General features: G+C 41.5%; 14 protein-coding genes, 1 tRNA gene and 1 rRNA gene. 8 read left to right on the forward strand and 8 right to left on the reverse strand.

The window, feature by feature from the left end; all coding sequences use genetic code 11:
* From C9J45_RS13210 to C9J45_RS13225, 4 genes are all read right to left on the reverse strand, one after another.
* A 16S ribosomal RNA gene (locus tag C9J45_RS13210) occupies positions 1-461 on the reverse strand; the annotation flags it as partial.
* Between the two features lie 395 nt (positions 462-856).
* Positions 857-1,960 carry an acyltransferase gene (locus C9J45_RS13215; RefSeq protein ID WP_107247464.1) on the reverse strand — a complete coding sequence of 368 codons (1,104 nt, stop codon included), beginning with the start codon at positions 1,958-1,960 and terminating at the stop codon, positions 857-859.
* A 22-nt stretch (positions 1,961-1,982) separates the two neighbouring features.
* Entirely contained in the window at positions 1,983-2,966 is a 984-nt protein-coding gene (locus tag C9J45_RS13220; protein WP_233217747.1) for an acyltransferase, read from the reverse strand.
* A 356-nt stretch (positions 2,967-3,322) separates the two neighbouring features.
* Positions 3,323-3,407: transfer RNA gene (locus C9J45_RS13225), tRNA-Leu, on the reverse strand.
* A gap of 224 nt (positions 3,408-3,631) precedes the next feature.
* On the opposite strand from C9J45_RS13225, the gene C9J45_RS13230 reads away from it, so the two are divergent.
* Positions 3,632-4,123 carry an RDD family protein gene (locus tag C9J45_RS13230; RefSeq protein ID WP_107207685.1) on the forward strand — a complete coding sequence of 164 codons (492 nt, stop codon included), beginning with the start codon at positions 3,632-3,634 and terminating at the stop codon, positions 4,121-4,123.
* A 33-nt stretch (positions 4,124-4,156) separates the two neighbouring features.
* Here C9J45_RS13230 and lptG read toward each other — a convergent pair whose 3' ends face one another.
* The gene (gene lptG, locus C9J45_RS13235) at positions 4,157-5,230 is read right to left on the reverse strand and encodes an LPS export ABC transporter permease LptG (RefSeq protein ID WP_107207684.1); all 1,074 of its coding nucleotides are present in this window, start codon (positions 5,228-5,230) and stop codon (positions 4,157-4,159) included.
* Positions 5,230-6,330, reverse strand: coding sequence for an LPS export ABC transporter permease LptF (gene lptF / locus C9J45_RS13240; RefSeq protein ID WP_107207683.1), 1,101 nt, complete (start codon positions 6,328-6,330; stop codon positions 5,230-5,232). Before lptF ends, lptG begins: the two co-directional genes overlap by 1 nt.
* A 195-nt stretch (positions 6,331-6,525) precedes the next feature.
* Here lptF and pepA point away from each other — a divergent pair, with 195 nt between their 5' ends.
* The 5 genes from pepA (at position 6,526) to C9J45_RS13265 (ending at position 13,017) form a co-directional block, all read left to right on the forward strand.
* On the forward strand, positions 6,526-8,034 hold the full coding sequence (gene pepA / locus C9J45_RS13245) for a leucyl aminopeptidase (protein WP_107247465.1): 1,509 nt from the start codon (positions 6,526-6,528) through the stop codon (positions 8,032-8,034).
* A gap of 49 nt (positions 8,035-8,083) precedes the next feature.
* A complete protein-coding gene (locus C9J45_RS13250) occupies positions 8,084-8,536 on the forward strand; it encodes a DNA polymerase III subunit chi (RefSeq protein ID WP_107292645.1) in 453 nt (150 codons plus the stop codon).
* 28 nt (positions 8,537-8,564) lie between these two features.
* Entirely contained in the window at positions 8,565-11,426 is a 2,862-nt protein-coding gene (locus C9J45_RS13255) for a valine--tRNA ligase (protein ID WP_107247466.1), read from the forward strand.
* 180 nt (positions 11,427-11,606) lie between these two features.
* On the forward strand, positions 11,607-12,023 hold the full coding sequence (locus C9J45_RS13260) for a DUF2061 domain-containing protein (RefSeq protein WP_107292646.1): 417 nt from the start codon (positions 11,607-11,609) through the stop codon (positions 12,021-12,023).
* 88 nt (positions 12,024-12,111) lie between these two features.
* Positions 12,112-13,017, forward strand: a complete 906-nt coding sequence (locus C9J45_RS13265; RefSeq protein WP_107287772.1) for a helix-turn-helix domain-containing GNAT family N-acetyltransferase — start codon at positions 12,112-12,114, stop codon at positions 13,015-13,017.
* 69 nt (positions 13,018-13,086) lie between these two features.
* Here the strand turns inward: C9J45_RS13265 and C9J45_RS13270 are convergent, their stop codons facing one another.
* Together C9J45_RS13270 and rraB are read right to left on the reverse strand one after the other, a co-directional pair.
* Positions 13,087-15,519, reverse strand: coding sequence for a glycoside hydrolase family 2 protein (locus C9J45_RS13270; RefSeq protein WP_107247469.1), 2,433 nt, complete (start codon positions 15,517-15,519; stop codon positions 13,087-13,089).
* A gap of 194 nt (positions 15,520-15,713) precedes the next feature.
* Positions 15,714-16,112 carry a ribonuclease E inhibitor RraB gene (gene rraB, locus C9J45_RS13275; protein WP_107247470.1) on the reverse strand — a complete coding sequence of 133 codons (399 nt, stop codon included), beginning with the start codon at positions 16,110-16,112 and terminating at the stop codon, positions 15,714-15,716.
* 303 nt (positions 16,113-16,415) lie between these two features.
* On the opposite strand from rraB, the gene C9J45_RS13280 reads away from it, so the two are divergent.
* Positions 16,416-17,426, forward strand: a complete 1,011-nt coding sequence (locus C9J45_RS13280; protein WP_107292647.1) for an ornithine carbamoyltransferase — start codon at positions 16,416-16,418, stop codon at positions 17,424-17,426.
* 272 nt (positions 17,427-17,698) lie between these two features.
* A complete protein-coding gene (gene pyrB, locus C9J45_RS13285; RefSeq protein ID WP_107292648.1) occupies positions 17,699-18,628 on the forward strand; it encodes an aspartate carbamoyltransferase in 930 nt (309 codons plus the stop codon).
* Position 18,629 lies beyond the last annotated feature (1 nt).

An 18,629-nucleotide genomic window follows, 5' to 3' on the forward strand; every position in this document is an offset into this window, starting at 1 on the left:
CAACGCCTTCCTCACAACTGAAAGTACTTTACAACCCGAAGGCCTTCTTCATACACGCGGCATGGCTGCATCAGGGTTTCCCCCATTGTGCAATATTCCCCACTGCTGCCTCCCGTAGGAGTCTGGACCGTGTCTCAGTTCCAGTGTGGCTGATCATCCTCTCAGACCAGCTAGGGATCGTTGCCTTGGTGAGCCATTACCCCACCAACAAGCTAATCCCACCTGGGCTAATCCTGACGCGAGAGGCCCGAAGGTCCCCCTCTTTGCTCCGAAGAGATTATGCGGTATTAGCTATCGTTTCCAATAGTTATCCCCCACATCAGGGCATATTCCCAGGCATTACTCACCCGTCCGCCGCTCGTCAGCATTGATAGCAAGCTATCAATCTGTTACCGCTCGACTTGCATGTGTTAGGCCTGCCGCCAGCGTTCAATCTGAGCCATGATCAAACTCTTCAATTAAAGTTTTTGTGGTCTTTCGACCGGCTCAATGAATACTGTTAAAATACCGCTAACTAGAAGCTAGTTAGGATATTTGAATTGACTGTGCCAAATAACCCTTCTCTATAAAGAGATGAGTTATTTGTATTGGTCACTAGTATCATTGATAAATCTTTCGACTTAACTTTTCAACGAGTGCCCACACAGATTGCATGGTCAAATTGTTAAAGAACAATACTGATTTTGTCGCTTGCCAGTGGCTTGCTCCGTGTCAGTGAGGCCGCATTATAGAGATTCAGATCACATTGGCAAGCTTTTTTTTCAATAAAAAATACCACAAAAATGCGATAGCTCAACATCTAATCACGAACATAATAATCGTATATTTTACACACTGAACGTCTGACATTTCATATCTATTTAAAGCCCATAACCCGTTTTCCTAATGCTTGTCCTTTAAGCTCTATATATTTATATGTCGTCTTCGACACAAGGATAACGATCAAAAGAACAGAAACAACAAGTACATTATTATAAAACGTCGAACCTAAATCGATAAACCGTACACCCTCTATCATTGGAGCGATTGCTTTACCTAACACTTTTTGCCCTACTAATGCGACCGATGTAACCATAAAGAGAATAGCGGCATGTGTTAAATAGATAGAATAGGACCATTTACCTAAAACTTGAAATATACTTCTATTTAACAGTTTTGAAATCGCACCAGACTCAAAAGCAAAAAACAATACAACAAGATAGAACAATAGCGTTGCGTATATATATCTGTAGCTTATTTCATTTGAAACCAAATAAGCTACAGCACTTAAAAGCGCGACTTCAATAATAGAGCCTGCAATAAATGGAATCGATATGTGCTTTACTTTGGTAAATACAACATACGTGAATGCACCACCAAAAAAACATGATAATCCATTAAATACATATGGTTGAAGTAGTGTTGAATTGTTCCCCATTAAGCCTAAAATCATGACGGCTATCGTCAACCAGCTCCATACCTTGTAACGACCAAATAGATATAGCGTCAGGAAGAGTAAAACATAGAGATAAAACTCAATGCTTATACTCCACGATGGATAGTTGAACGATAAAGGATCGGTTAATGATGTCCATGATTGCACCATTAATAGGTTAGGGAGTATTTCAGACAGAGATCCATGGCCTGTAAAGGGCAATGTATTAAAACTAAAACCAACGGTTTTATACGCAATATATTTCACCACCTCTAACCCAATGAATACCATCAGCATGCAAACATACAATGGATATAGTCGAAAAAAACGCGATGCTATATAAGATTTAAAGTCTAGGTTGTCCCTAAAACCATAACTATGGGCGAGCACAAAGCCACTTAGGGCAAAGAAAAACTCTACAAATAATTCGCTGCCTCTAAAAAAAGGTAACTCAGTCACACTCCCAACTGCACGAAAGTGAAATAACACAACAGATAATGCACATAACCCGCGAAAGGCATCAAGGGCTTCAAAACGTCTTGCCATATAACAACTCAACTTCAATCAATTAATGTCTAACGACTAATTTGGACTCGATGAAGTGCCAGCTAATCATTGCAAATGAGAAAACAAGTACAGTTGCAATTGCTGTACCTTGATAAATATTCTTGAAAAAACCATACATGATTAATGTTTGTAAGATTGGAAAATGCCAAATGTAGATACCGTATGATATATCACCAATACGCTTGCTAACCGCTATTGGCTTTAACTTAAAGACAATAACGTACACTATAAAACTCACCGCGAACGCATAAATCACAAACCAGCTTTGTAAAAAGAATACTATCGGGATCAAGATCAGTAGATGCCAAAGCCTTAAAAACTTAGGCTCCGCAAAATTCCAATATGCCCCTAGCATGAAGAACACTAACATAGATGGTAATTGTCGATTAATGCTTGCTGGTAAACCATGATACTCAATGAAATACTGCACTGTATAAAAACAGCAAATCGATACTAAACCTAGTAGTATTGTCAGCTTTTTATTATCTAACTTTTTATTCAGTACACCATAGATAATAGGTACACAAATATAGAACATGACTTCAATTTTAATGGTCCATAATGCTGCATTAACAAAAGGTTGAAAATTATTTTCAAATAAACCGGGTAACGTCGGATGCAAAAAGTTAGCGAACACATAATTAGACGCTAAGTATTTACCGGCACCATTATTTATGTCGTCAATAAAACTACCGGAGTAATGAAAATATCCAAAAATAAACGCCGTTGTAATAACAATAAAATACAGTGGGTAAATACGTAAGAAACGTGACTTTACATAAGTCGATAAAGACTTTCTTTTTAAGTAGCTTTTTACTATCAAATAGCCACTAATAACGAAGAAGCAATGCACTGCTAAGCCGCCTGGTACATACATGAGGTATTCATTTTGAGTTTCTATCCCTATATGGAAATAGAAAACAAGTACAGCGAGGAAAATTCGTAATACATCAAAATTATTTTTAACCACGAGATCAAAACTCAAAAATGAACCAGAAATAATTATTACACAGTTTTTTTATAATCAAAGTATCCTTCTCATTTCAGATAAGACCTTCACATAAATTATTATAAATAAAAATGAGAGACTATATATTCATTTAGAACAATCATATCTATCTTTTTGTTATATATGAGTAAATGAGATGACATATTTGATTATAAACTAAATACTTGAATAGCTACGTTATTCGATTGATTCGACGCAATGCTGCAATCAAGTCAGATAACGTCTGTTTAGTGTAACAATAAATATGATATGAATGTCAAGGAGGTGTTGGTGAGCTTACTATCTAAAAATAACAAAGCCCCAATCTTTCGATTGAGGCTTTGTTTGAAATTTGGTGCCCGAGGACGGACTTGAACCGTCACTCCCGAAGGAAACGGATTTTGAATCCGTCGTGTATACCAATTTCACCACTCGGGCTTATAGCGGTTATTATACGTATCCAATGCAGTCAGGCAAGCCTTTATCGTTAAGATATTCAACCAATCTCTTTGACCGCTTTTTTTTCATCCTATTTACCTCTTTGTTGGTGATAATAACACCAACCCCCTTACACATTCTGTAGCAATATCAAGCGTTCTCTGACTTATTGTTTACTGTTACACTCAGCACATATGGATACAGTCAGATAAATCGGATGTTTTATGTCAAAATCAGCAATAATAAAAAAAACCACTTCCCCACAATATCCAACCTTATTTCGGCGTTTAGCCGCTTGGTTTTATGATGCTATAATTGTCGCTGCGATTCTTATGCTAGCAGGCGGTATAGCAATGGCAGGAATAGCGCTTTTACTTCATTTTAATATTCTCGATTTAGCTCACTATGAAGATGTAAGTGCTTATTTAACACATCATCCACAAGCTAATTTACTTTACTCTAGTTACTTAGGCGCCGTAATTATTGGATTCTACACTTACTTTTGGACTCATGGTGGCCAAACGTTAGGTATGCGAGCATGGAAATTAAAAGTACAAAATAAAGATGGACGCCCAATTACTATCACTCAAGCATTGATCCGCGCTGCAACGGCAGCCTTAGGGTTAGGGAATTTGCTCGCATACAACACTAAACGTCGAGCATTACAAGACGTAATGGCTGAATGTGAAATGATAGTGACAAAAGATATTCGCTAATAAAAAAGGAGCCTTTAGGCTCCTTTTTCCATTTTATAGTTTGCGTCTTAGCAAATATATCGTGATAAACAAGAACGCTAAACTTGGACCTAATGCCCCTAAAATAGGCGGTAATCGGTACACTAAAATCATCGGTCCAAACACTTGGTCTGAAATATAAAATGCAAAACCAAAAATGACACCTGAAAGGACACGAGCCCCCATAGTAACAGAGCGAAGAGGGCCAAATACAAAAGATAATGCTAATAGCATCATAACAGCAATGGATATAGGCTGAAGCGCTTTACGCCAGAATGCTAACTCATAACGAGAAGCATCTTGCTTGGTCTCTTTGAGATAATTCACATAATGATATAAGCCAGACAACGATAATTCTTCAGGTTTCACCGTCACAACCGCTAATTTATCTGGTGTTAATGTTGTTTCCCAATGCTTACTTGCTATATGGCTATTGGTTAACTGACTACTACCTGTCATGTCTGTTATGGTTACATCATGCATTGTCCAACCCGTCGCTTTATCGTAAGACGCGCGTTTTGCAGATGTTACATCTTCCAACTGGCCTTTGTTGTCAAACTGCCAAATATTAACAACATCCACTTTATTGAGATCATGAACACGTCCCATATAAATGAAGCTATTATCATTTTTAGCCCATACGCCACTTTGTGCAGAAATCATACTACCGCCATAAACCCATATCGAACGATACTCACGTGCCATTTTCTGCGCTTGCGGTGCTCCCCACTGTCCCAGTAATACAACCACTATCATCATAGGGACTGCCGTTTTTAAGGTCGATAAACCAATATCAAGTTTAGAAAAGCCTGCCGCTTGCATTACCACCAGCTCAGAGCTTGATGCCAGCATTCCTAAACCAATCAATGCGCCTAATAATACCGCCATAGGAAAGAACATAATGATGTCTTGCGGCATTGATAATAAAACAAAATACAGCGCCTTGAGGAGATCGTAGCTTCCTTGTCCCACTTTTCTTAGTTGATCAACGTATTTAATAATCGCAGATAAGCCCACTAAGGTTGATAGTGTCAGTGAGAAAGTTGCAATGATCGTTCGACCTATATACCAGTCGAGAATTTTAAACATTAACTGCGTCTCCGTAATTTATCTTTAAGGCGTCGCACAGGCATAGAATCCCAGCTATTTAAAGCAAGAGCAACTAACAAGGTTGTAATATTAATTGGCCACATGCCAATAGCTGATGGGATAATACCATCCTCAATCGCTGATTTTGCGGATGAGATCGCTAAGAAATAAGCCAGATAAATCAACACAGCAGGTGCTAATTTTGCAAATCGTCCTTGACGTGGATTAACAGCCGATAGCGGAACAACAATCATTACTAACAATGGAATACAAAGTACTAAAGAGAAACGCCACTGTAATTCAGCTTTTGCAGCTAAGCTTTGATCTTTTATTAAGGTCATTGTGGGCTGGGCTTCCCAATCACGATTACCAGCTTTAACTTCACGTTGCCCTATTAGCGCTTGGTAGTCATGAAAATGAGTAATGGAGTAATTTAGCTGAGTAGGGATGCCTTCATATCGAGCACCGTTATTTAATTCTAACATTTGACGACCATCAGATAACTCTTTGACGGTACCATTGTCTGCAACAATCACACTAGGCTGCAAGGTGCCAGAGGCTTTTAATTGCGCGACAAAAACCTTATGAAGTTTTGAGCCTTTATCGGTGATATTGTCAATAAATATAACCCCACTTCCATTCGGTGCCGGCTGAAACGTCCCCTTTACCAACATATTTAACGTTGGCCCAGCCTTTGTCTCTTCTTTAAGCTGCTCTATATGCTCTTGCGACCAAGGTGCAACCCAAAATGAATTCACAGCGGCAATTGCCCCCGTAATAATGGCCAAAGCTAATGCTGATTGGAGTAATAATTTGTTCCCCATCCCCGTCGCATTCATCACCGTGATTTCACTTTCAGCATATAATCTACCGAACGTGAGTAAGATCCCGATGTATAAACTTAGAGGGAGCATTAATAGTGCCATCGAAGGGATAGATAATCCCATGAAGGTTAGAATGAGATCACTCGGGATCGAGCCATCGGTTGCATCGGCTAAAATGCTAATAAACTTTTGGCTAATAAAGACAAGGAAAAGTACAAAAAGTACCGCTAATTGGCTCTTTAATGTCTCTCTTGTCAAATACCTAACAATAATCACGCGTTATATTCCCATAGAAAACTTGTTTTTTTGATGGAATCACTATAGTTTTTCGTTAAATCAGTTATTTTGTTATCTTTCAGCTAAATGAAAGACTGCACTCTAAGCGTATACCGAAATCACGGCAGAGCAAACAGTGTGGTATTATCCAACATTTAGCGTTAATTGTCTTTAATTAGGATGTTAGGAGTACGCATGGAGTTCAGTGTAAAAAGCGGCAGCCCCGAAAAACAGCGTAGTGCTTGTATTGTTGTTGGCGTCTTTGAACCACGTCGCCTCTCTCCAATCGCGGAACAGCTAGATAAAATCAGTGATGGTTATATCAGCTCCTTACTGCGTCGTGGCGACCTCGAAGGTAAACCTGGGCAAATGCTTTTACTACACCACGTACCAAACGTGTTATCAGAACGTGTTTTACTGGTCGGTTGTGGTAAAGAACGGGAATTAGATGAGCGCCAATACAAGCAAATCATCAAAAAAACGATCAGTACTTTAAATGAAACTGGCTCTATGGAAGCTGTGTGCTTCTTAACAGAGCTTCATGTAAAAGGTCGTGATACATACTGGAAAGTACGTCAAGCTGTCGAAACAACTAAAGATAGCTTGTATACCTTCAACCAGTTTAAGAGTAATAAACCAGAGACTCGTCGTCCACTACGTAAACTAGTCTTTAATGTACCGACTCGTCGCGAGCTCTCTTTAGGTGAACGCGCTATCAGCCATGGTCTAGCGATAGCATCTGGTGTTCGCGCAAGTAAAGATTTGGGTAATATGCCACCAAACGTGGCAAACCCAGCCTATCTTGCTTCACAAGCACGCCGTCTAGCCGATGATTTTGAGACCGTAAGCACTAAAATCATTGGTGAGCAAGAGATGCAATCTTTAGGGATGACATCATACCTTGCAGTGGGTCGTGGCTCTAAAAATGAAGCGATGATGTCTGTTATTGAGTACAAAGGTAACCCCGATTTAGACGCTAAGCCTATCGTTCTTGTCGGTAAAGGGTTAACTTTTGATTCAGGTGGTATTTCGATTAAACCTGGTGCTCAAATGGACGAAATGAAGTACGACATGTGTGGTGCAGCCTCTGTGTTCGGTACCATGAAAGCATTAGCTAAGCTTAATTTACCCATCAATGTGGTTGGTGTGTTAGCGGGCTGTGAAAATATGCCTGGCGGCAATGCTTATCGTCCTGGTGATATTTTAACCACCATGTCAGGTCAAACAGTTGAAGTATTAAATACCGATGCTGAAGGTCGTTTAGTGCTTTGTGATGCATTAACTTACGTTGAGCGTTTTGAACCTGAATGTGTGATTGACGTTGCGACACTAACAGGTGCTTGTGTTGTTGCTTTAGGTAATCACATTAGTGGTTTAATGAGTAACCATAATCCACTGTCGCATGAAATTATAAATGCGTCAGAGCAATCCGGTGATCGCGCTTGGCGTCTACCGATGAGTGATGAATACCAAGAGCAAATTGCGAGCCCATTTGCTGATATGGCAAACTTAGGCACGCCTGGCGCTGGTACTATAACGGCTGGTTGTTTCTTATCTCGCTTTACTAAAAAGTACAACTGGGCGCACCTTGATATTGCAGGTACCGCTTGGAAAGGTGGTGCTGCAAAAGGCTCTACCGGTCGACCAGTCCCTCTCCTTGTCCAGTTCTTATTAAACAGAGCAGGCCAAGAGATCGTCGAGTAAAAGACATCGAAAAGGGCCGCAAGGCCCTTTTCTTTAGGAACAAAAAACCATGACTCATGCTACGTTTTATATAATCGATGACAAGCAAGAGAGCGCTGATAGTCACTTTCAGTGCCATTTTGCCTGTCATTTAGCAGCAATGAGTTACCGGCAAGGTAACAGCGTTTACCTACTCGCAGCAAATAAACAGCAAGCAGAACAAATAGATGAATATCTATGGCAGCAAGATCCTGACAGTTTTGTGCCCCACAACCTTGTCGGAGAAGGGCCTAATGGCGGCTCTCCCGTTGAGATAGGGTGGTCAACATTACGTCATACTGGACGCCGTGCTACGCTAATTAATTTAGCGCAAAACGCACCAAATTTTGCGGTTAGCTTTGCACAAGTGGTAGACTTCGTTCCTTGCGATGAAAAGCTCAAGCAGTTAGCGCGCGAGCGTTACAAGGCATATCGTCTTGCTGGCATTCAAATTACGACTGCCACTGCTACTGAGACGCCCTAATTCCACATAGAATCCTTCTAAGAGCGCTATGGAAAAGACATACAACCCACAATCAATTGAACAAGCGCTATATCAGCGCTGGGAAGAGGCTGGTTACTTCAAGCCTCATGGTGATACATCTAAAGATGCTTACAGCATTATGATCCCACCACCAAACGTCACAGGTAGCCTACACATGGGCCACGCGTTCCAGGATACCATTATGGATACCCTGATCCGTTGTGAGCGTATGAAAGGCAAAAACACCTTATGGCAGGTTGGTACTGACCACGCAGGTATTGCTACCCAAATGGTTGTGGAACGTAAGATTGCTGCTGAAGAAGGCAAAACAAAGCACGATTACGGTCGTGATGCTTTCATCGATAAGATCTGGGAATGGAAAGGCGAATCTGGTGGCACAATCACTAAGCAGCTTCGTCGCCTTGGCGCATCAGTAGACTGGGATCGTGAGCGCTTCACGATGGATGATGGTCTATCAAATGCCGTTCAAGAAGTTTTCGTTCGTCTATACCAAGAAGATCTTCTTTACCGCGGTAAGCGTCTAGTTAACTGGGATCCTAAACTACACACTGCGATCTCAGATCTAGAAGTTGAAAACAAAGATAAAAAAGGCCACATGTGGCACTTCCGTTACCCATTAGCTGATGGCGTACAAACAGCGGAAGGTAAAGACTACATCGTTGTTGCAACTACACGTCCTGAAACTATGCTGGGCGATACTGGTGTTGCCGTTAACCCTGAAGATCCACGTTACAAAGATCTGATCGGTAAAGAAATCATTCTTCCAATCGTTGGCCGTCGCATCCCTATCGTAGGTGATGAACACGCTGATATGGAAAAAGGCACCGGCTGTGTGAAAATCACACCTGCACATGATTTCAATGACTACGAAGTAGGTAAACGTCATAGCCTGCCTATGATCAACATCCTAACGTTCAATGCTGATATTCGTGATGCTGCTGAAGTATTCACAACCAATGGCGAGCCAAGTGATGCATACAGCACAGCGCTGCCAGAGAAATACCATGGCATGGAACGTTTTGCTGCACGTAAAGCGATTGTTGCTGAATTTGATGAACTAGGTCTACTAGAAGAAATCAAAGATCACGACCTAACGATCCCTTACGGTGACCGTGGTGGCGTGGTTATTGAACCAATGCTAACTGACCAATGGTACGTTCGTGCAGCTCCGCTAGCAAAACCTGCTGTTGAAGCGGTTGAAAACGGTGATATTCAATTCGTACCTAAGCAGTACGAAAACATGTACTTCGCTTGGATGCGTGACATTCAAGACTGGTGTATTTCACGTCAGCTATGGTGGGGTCACCGTATTCCTGCTTGGTACGACAACGACGGTAATGTTTACGTTGGTCGTAACGAAGCTGAAGTACGTGAAAAACATAACCTAGCACCGGTTGTCGTATTACGCCAAGACGATGATGTACTTGATACATGGTTCTCTTCTGCACTATGGACATTCGGTACACAAGGCTGGCCAGAAAACACCGCTGATCTTCAAACCTTCCACCCCTCTGATGTGTTGGTAACAGGTTTTGATATTATCTTCTTCTGGGTTGCGCGTATGATCATGATGACCATGCACTTCTGTAAAGATGAAGACGGCAAGCCACAAGTACCATTTAAAACCGTTTACGTAACGGGTCTTATCCGTGACGAAAACGGCGATAAAATGTCGAAATCTAAGGGTAACGTTATCGACCCTATCGACATGATCGACGGTATTGATCTTGAGTCGCTAGTAGAGAAGCGTTGTGGCAATATGATGCAGCCACAACTTGCAGCGAAGATCGAAAAAGCGACACGTAAAACCTTTGAGAACGGCATCGAACCTTACGGTACTGATGCCCTACGTTTCACTCTTGCTGCTATGGCTTCAACGGGCCGTGACATCAACTGGGATATGAAACGTCTTGAAGGTTACCGTAACTTCTGTAATAAGCTATGGAACGCAAGTCGTTACGTACTAATGAACACAGAAGATCAAGATTGCGGTTTCGCAGCAGGTAGCGAGCTTGACTACTCACTAGCAGACAAGTGGATTGAATCACAATTCCAGCTAGCGGCAAAAGAGTTCAATGCACACATTGATAACTTCCGTTTAGATATGGCTGCTGGTGTACTTTACGAGTTCATCTGGAACCAATTCTGTGACTGGTACCTAGAGCTAACTAAACCTGTTCTATGGAAAGGTACAGAAGCACAGCAACGTGCAACGCGTCATACTCTAATCACAGTGCTAGAGAAGACATTACGTCTTGCGCATCCTGTTCTTCCTTACATCACTGAATCAATCTGGCAGAGCGTTAAGCCACTTGTTGACGGTGTTGAAGGTGAAACCATCATGACTCAGGCATTGCCTCAGTTTGATGAAGCGCAATTTGACCAAGCAGCAATCACTGACATTGAGTTTGTTAAAGCATTTATCACGAGTATTCGTAACCTACGTGCAGAATACGATATCGCGCCAAGTAAGCCATTATCAGTAATGCTAAAAGTGGCTGATGCCGCTGATACTGCACGTGTTGAAGCAAACCTGACGGTACTGAAATCTCTAGCAAAACTAGAAGAAGTGAAAGTATTGGCTGACGGTGAAGCAACACCAGCTTGTGCTACTGCACTTGTAGGCAAATCTGAATTGATGATCCCTATGGCGGGCTTGATTGATAAAGATGCAGAGCTTGCACGTTTAGACAAAGAAATCGCGAAAATGGAAGGCGAAATCAAACGTACTTCTGGCAAGCTAAGTAACGAAGGCTTCGTTGCTAAAGCGCCTGAAATCGTGATCACTAAAGAGCGTGAAAAGCTAGCCGGTTATGAAGAAACATTAGTGAAGCTTATTGAGCAAAAAGCAACGATTGCTGCGCTATAATCTCACCAATCATTCTTGATTAATAAAAACCGACAGTCACATACTGTCGGTTTTTTTATATCTCAAATCTGGCATCTCTTTTCAAACAATAGCTTTTACCTATTAGTAATATAAAAAATAACAAATTTAGTTCTTAATAATGTTCAATGATAATGACCTCATCGAATTGAGGATCACCTTATGAAAAAGACAATCAGTTTTGCCGCCATCCATTTTACTATTGCTTTTACAGTGGCTTACCTTCTTACAGGCGATATCATTATTGGTAGTTTAATTGCAATGATTGAGCCGATGGTTAATACCGTTGCCTTTTATTTCCATGAAAAAGTATGGCAAAGCAAAACACTCAAACAATCACACTTTAATACGCCAAGTCGCAAAACAGTAAGCTTTGCTATTGTGCACTTCAGTGTCGCATTTAGTGTTGTGTACCTTCTTACAGGTGACATACTGATTGGTAGCTTAATGGCAATGATCGAACCTGCAATTAATACCATGGCTTACTATTTCCATGAGCGTGTATGGCAACGTAAAAATCACAACCAAAATGAGACACATCAGCCAACTTGGCTAGATGCAATGGCTTGTCAGCACTAATAAACACCATGATAGATTAAACAGATTGACATTGTTGCAGGCTGCAACTATTTTAATTGCGTAGTGCAATTAAATTCAAGGATGGATCATGCAGCCCCAACAACTTCGTCAGCTCTCGCGCCAATTAGTCCGTCAACTCGGCATGTTAAATAGTCAATGTGGCCAACTCGCCCTTACCCCAGTGCAAGCCCATACTTTGATTGAACTCGAACAAGGGCCTTGTACGGTTAATCAAATGGCAGAGCGTTTACGTGTCGATAAATCCAATGCCAGCCGTAATTTAGCCATGTTACTCAATCAAGGATTGATCCAATCAATTGCTAACCCTAGCGATAAACGTAGCCAACTCTCCCAGTTAACACCCAAGGGTATTCAAACACTCACCGCTCTTCACCATCAGCTTGATCAAGATACCCAAAAGATTTTAGATCAGCTGGATCTAGATGAAATAGAGCAGTTAGAAACAAGTTTACGCCGTTATCATAAAGCTTTGACAATCACAGAGCATCAACAGGGGTACGTGCTAAGAGAAATCACGCCTTTGGATAATGCCGCCGTTGCTGCGCTCATTCGTCGTGTTTCAGCAGAATATGGATTAACCCCAGATAGAGGCTTTAGCGTTGCGGATCCTCATCTTGATGATCTCTGCCAGCATTACCAATTACCGAAAAGCCGTTATTGGGTAATAGAAAAAAACAATCGTATTTTAGGCTGTGGCGGTATCGCGCCATTAACAGGAGATGCGCAGTGGAGTGAACTGCAAAAAGTCTTCTTCTTGCCAGAGCTCAGAGGTAAGGGACTCGCACGGGTATTAACCGTTAAAGCATTAAAGTTTGCCCGAGAAAATGGCTTTAAAGGATGCTATTTAGAAACCACAGAGGTATTAAAAAAAGCGGTGAAACTCTATCTATCTTTAGGTTTTGTCGATATTCCAACTGCGCTTGGTAATACAGGGCACAACGCTTGTGAAATTCACATGCTTAAAACCTTCTAACATATTAATTGATAATAAAAAGCCTGCTCAGAGACTCTCTCAGCAGGCTTTTTTAAACGATATACTGTATTAATAGCTTTGCTTTAAATGGTAAACACGTAAGCCTTGCACAACTTCATCGTAACTGGCTGAGCCAATGTATTTCACTTGGCGTTGGTGCTCAGGGACGAGCGTGAAGCTTGAATCTTCAAACCGACCTTCCCCTTCAAATTCCAAATGAACATAGAAAGCAGGTTTGCTGCTACTCAGCATCACTGATATTTCACCATTCATTTCAGCAACTTCAAAACGTAAATCAGGATCTTCTAATTCACATTCTTTAGGTTTAGCTGGGAACCATGTGTTTTCAATTAGTTTATCGCCGTTACGTAAATGCACATGGAAGAAGCCTTCAGTCTCGTGACCATCAAGATCCTCGTTTAACCATTCCCACACCACTTTCGTGCAATCAGGATCAAGGAACTCTGAAATAGGTTCACGATATAAAATCTCACCTTCCCAACTCTGCCATACCACTTCACCTTTTAACTCAGCACTATTGCGACCATCATTAATTAAGTGAAGTTTTACCCCTTGCTCATCACGAATAAAGGTCGCCATCTGTGGCGCAAAGAAACGTCGAGTATGATAGTGCAACTGTTTCCAACGACCACTATATTCTAGCGAAGACCATGAGCTTACTGGCCAGCAATCATTCAATTGCCAGAATAAAATGCCACGGTTTGTCGGCTTATGTGCACGCCAATATTCTGCTGCCGTTTTAATCGCCATCGCTTGTTGTACTTGCGATAGGTACAACATATTGACGAAACCATTAGGGAAACGGAAATAACGGGTAAACATTTCAGTGATAATCGAGTTACCACGGCTATTTTTCTGATGACATTCAAAACTTGGTGACGTGATATTCCAATCTTGCTCAGGAGCAAACGTCTTCACTGTCGGCAGTGACGGCCATGATTGGAAACCAAACTCTGAGCAAAAACGTGGCGTAACGGTTTGGTAGGCTTCAAAATCTTTACCTGAATGCCATACATCCCAAAAATGCATGTCGCCACGTTTATCATCGTGCCACGCATCGCCAAAATCTAACTCACCATTACACGGCGAACTCGCCCAGAAACGACGAGAAGGATCTTCTTTTTCAACTACTTCTGCTAATGCTCGGTTTAAACGATCATAGTTAACAAGATATTTTTCTCGGTTTTGACGGGATTCAGGATACCAACTAATCGCACCTATCACTTCATTATCGCCACACCATAAGGCTAGGCTTGCATGATCTTTTAGACGGCGGACTTGGTATTCAACTTCCTGTTTTACTTCTGCTACAAAATCAGGTGTTGAAGGGTACAGCGCACAAGCAAACATCAAATCTTGCCATACCATGATCCCTAATTCATCACATAACTCATAGAAGATATCTTTTTCATACATGCCTCCGCCCCAAACACGTAGCATGTTCATATTGGCAGCTAACGCATCTTCAAGCAAAGAACGATAGCGTTGATCCGTCATGCGTGAAGGCATCGCATCCATCGGAATCCAATTGGCACCTAATGCCGAGATCTCAACATCATTAACTTTAAAGACCATACTTTGGCCAAGTTCATCATCTTCAGTGATCAACTCAAGCTTGCGCAGACCAATCTTCTTATTGATATAACTGCCGTCAGCTTCAATTTTAAGATCATATAAACGTGGTTTACCATACCCAGCGGGCCACCAACGACGAGGCTCTGCAATACGGAACAAGACAGATGTTTTCGTTGCGTCACGATCAAGCGTCAAGTGGAAGGTTTGATCGTTAAACGTGACAGCTGCGTTTGCTAATCCTTTCTCTGATACCACTTCATAATTGAGCGTGACAGATAATTCGCACTCTTGATCTAGCCACTTTTGTTTCGTACTCACATGACTGATTCGAATATGCTCAATTGGCTGTAATTCAATATCGCCATATACCCCTAATACAGATAAACAAATACCCCAGTCCCAACCCGCATGACATTGGGTTTTACGCAAGGTATTCATATGAGGGATCTGGTTATTACCTTCTGCCCATGGCACTGGAAATGGCAATTTATCAGCACGCTTTTTAGCTGCAAGATCAGCACGGTGTAATACGATTTCAATTCTGTTGCAGCCTACTTGCAGACAACTTAATACATCTACTTTGTGACGCATAAACATATTATTGAAATCAGCCACGGTGTGGCCGTTTAAACGAATTTCAGCCACGGTATCAAGGTGATCCATCACTAAATCCATCGCATTACAGGCTAACTGCGCTTCGGTTAAGTCGAACTGTCGACTTACGATCCAATCACACTCCCCAACCCATTGGACTTTCTTTTCATTGGTAGCCCAGTAAGGATCAGGGATCTCACCTGCAGCAAAAAGCGCAGAATGAACATCACCTGGTAAATCAATATGCAGATCTTGTAAAGCCGCTCGCTGAACACAGGTTAATTGCCATTGACCATTAAGCGAAATTGTCATCATAACTCCAGCACTGAGTACACTCAGTAAGCTTGATAATAAAAAAGGTATATCTACGCAGTTTTTCAATAACGCACTGTGATCATTATTAAACTTTGATCATTAAGCAGAATAAAAAGTGCGAGTCCCCACAGCTAAAAGGCGAAAAAGCCAGCAAATATGCCGGCTTTTTTATTATTCGTCTATTTTAACGATTATTCTTCGTCGTCGTACTCTTCATCGTCGTCTTCACCAGACTCGAAGTAAGTGCCCCAACCGTCGTAATCGATATTGTGTTTTTCAGCAAGTTTGATCAACTTCTCAGCTTGTTCGTCAATCAACTCAGCGTTCAGTGCTGATTCCATTACAGCATCGAAACAAACAACTTTACCGCCGCCATCTTCTGGCGCTAGTTCAAGTTCTTCTGCTTCTAAAACTTCAAAACCAAGTTTAAAGGCTTCTACAGCAGCACCTTCTAACTCTTCAAACGTATCCGCTGAAAAGTGGTGCTCAATCGTATAAAGAGCATCTGGCTCACTGCCATCTTCAAGTAACGCGGCAATAATTTCGCGTGTTTCTTCTTTTTGCTCTTCGATCAGTTCTGCATAAGACATGGGTTCACTCCGACTGTGGAATCAATTTGCTGGCAAATATCGCATGGTTTGCCATCAATTACCACCTGTTAGTGAGAAGCACCGATAATTAGTATTGCCTTGAGTTTTAGCGTTCATATTCAACATTCTTATTACTGTCGGAAAAACCAAGGAAACCAAATAATCTTGCATAATAAGCGCACAGCTATTCACAATGCAGTAATAATAAGATAAACATAAAGTAACAATAACGAATATCTAGCAACCTCGTCACAACAAGGGGTATTCGGTTAGAAACATTATAAAATGAAAGAGGGAACTATCATGGCTTTTAATCTTCGTAACCGTAACTTCCTTAAATTATTAGATTTTACTCCACGAGAAATTCAACATCTTCTCGATTTATCTGCTGAGTTAAAAAAAGCCAAATACAATGGTTACGAGCAGCCACGCTTAAGCGGAAAAAATATTGCTCTCATCTTTGAAAAAGCATCGACCCGTACTCGTTGTGCATTTGAAGTGGCAGCTTTTGATCAAGGTGCAAAAGTGACATATCTTGGCCCATCAGGCTCACAAATCGGCCACAAAGAATCAATGAAAGACACCGCGCGCGTATTGGGTCGTATGTATGATGGCATTGAATACCGCGGCTTTGGTCAAGCCATTGTTGAAGAGTTGGGGCAATACGCTGGAGTACCTGTTTGGAATGGGTTAACCGATGAATTCCATCCAACTCAAATTTTAGCTGATTTTCTAACGATGCAAGAGCATGGTCGTGGCAAGCAACTCCATGAAATCACCTTTGCTTATTTAGGTGACGCACGTAATAACATGGGAAATTCATTGCTCGTTGGGGCGGCGAAAATGGGGATGGATATTCGTCTCGTTGCGCCAAAAGCGTTCTGGCCTGAAGACGAGTTAGTGGCACAGTGTCGTAAAATTGCATTAGAAACAGGTGCAAAAATCACTCTCACAGAAAATGTGCAAGAAGGCGTTCAAGGATGTGACTTTTTATATACCGATGTATGGGTTTCAATGGGCGAAGCAAAACAAGCATGGGCTGAGCGTATTCAGTTAATGCTACCTTATCAAGTCAATATGGACTTACTAAAAGCAACAGGGAATCCACATGTGAAATTTATGCATTGCTTACCTGCTTTCCACGGCGAAGATACCACAATTGGTAAAGAGCTAGCGCAAGAATACCCTGAGCTTGCCCAAGGCGTTGAAGTCACCGATGAAGTCATTGAATCCAAACATTCGATTGTTTTTGATGAAGCAGAGAATCGTATGCACACCATTAAAGCAGTCATGGTTGCCACACTGGGGCATTAATAAATGCCTGTTGATAGTTTTCGCAAACGCTTGCGTCACTTAAAAATGACGGTATAATCCTTGCCAATTTGTCGAACACGAGCCAAGAGATGAACCTGACAATAGCTCCACTACAGAATTATCGTCACCGCTTTTTAACGCAGGTTCGTGTTTCTATTTTTCTAAAAAAAGCCTCCTTTTATTAAGGAGGCTTTTTTTTGTCTGTAAATCGGCAAGGATCACGGTGAATGCCGTATTGAGCGTTATTTATTTTATTTTGAGGGAAAGAAACCATGGCTAATTCGCTGTTTAAAAAGCATATTATTTCCATCCCAGAGCTTAGTCGCGCAGAGCTTGAATTAATTATCCAAACCGCAGAACAATTGAAAGCTGATCCTAATCCTGAACTGCTCAAAAACAAAGTGATTGCAAGTTGCTTCTTTGAACCATCAACCCGTACCCGACTATCATTTGAAACCGCCATTCAACGTTTAGGTGGTACTGTGGTGGGGTTTGATAGCGCAGGTAATACGTCTCTAGCGAACAAAGGCGAAACGCTCTCTGATTCCGTTCAAGTGATTACTTCATATGTTGACGCTTTCGTTATGCGTCACCCTCAAGAAGGCGCTGCTCGCTTGGCTTCTGAATTCTCTAACGGTATTCCTGTTATCAATGGTGGTGATGGTGCAAACCAACACCCAACGCAGACCCTTTTAGATCTGTTCACCATCTACGAAACCCAAGGCACGTTAGATAATATTAATATCGCTTTTGTTGGCGACTTAAAATACGGACGTACGGTTCACTCGTTAACCCAAGCCTTATCTAAATTTGAGAACGTAAAATTCTTCTTCATCGCGCCAGAGGTACTCGCGATGCCTGACTATATTTGTGAAGAGTTAGATGACGCAGGTATTGCTTATAGCCTTCATAATGATATGGAAGATGTGATCCCTGAACTTGATATCCTTTATATGACACGAGTACAAAAAGAACGTTTTGATGAATCAGAATACGCCCATATGAAGGCGGCTTATATCTTAACGGCGAAGATGCTAGAAGGCGCCCGTGACAACTTAAAAGTGCTGCATCCACTACCACGTGTTGATGAAATTACCGTTGATGTTGATAAAACTAAGCATGCTTACTTCTTCCAGCAAGCTGAAAATGGTGTTTACGCACGTCAGGCGCTATTAGCCCTAGTTCTTAACGAAACCTTATAAG

The sequence above is a fragment of the Photobacterium sp. GB-1 genome (assembly GCF_003026165.1).
Taxonomy (GTDB): Bacteria; Pseudomonadota; Gammaproteobacteria; order Enterobacterales; family Vibrionaceae; genus Photobacterium.